Genomic DNA, 501 nt, shown 5'->3' with positions numbered 1-501 from the left:
AATCTGGACAGCACGTTGTACGAACAAGTCGTCGTCGTACGCGGCGCAAGCGGTTTGTCCAACGGCGGCATGGGCGAGCCGGGCGGTACGGTTGCGTTGGAACGCAAAAAACCGACTGCCAAGCCAGCCATCAGCGTGGAAGCCGGTGTCGGTTCGTGGAACCACTACCGTTTCGTCCTTGATGCCAATCAGCCTTTGAATGCAGACAATACCTTGCGCGGCCGCGCTATTTTGGTCAGCGACCATGGCGGCGATTACCTGCCGAACACTTCGCGCCACAATCACACTTTCTACGGTACGTTGTCTTACGATATCACGCCGCAAACCCAATGGCGCCTCGGTACGGAAATACACCGTTTCCGCAACAACGGCAGCTCGCGTTTCAGCTATCTGACCGCAGCAGGTTCGCGCCGTACTGGATTCATACCGTTTGAGTCTTCGCCGCGCAGCAATTCTTCCGCACGCTGGGCATACGGCAAAGACACCAGTGCCGAAGTATTC

General features: G+C 57.1%; 1 pseudogene. It reads left to right on the top strand.

Annotation, left to right across the window (positions count from 1 at the left end):
• Positions 1-501, top strand: a pseudogene (locus tag ACTHUT_RS21740) (TonB-dependent siderophore receptor); the annotation flags it as partial.

It is taken from the genome of Neisseria sp. P0022.S010 (assembly GCF_051956635.1).
This window is presented reverse-complemented; position numbering and strand designations above follow the sequence as displayed.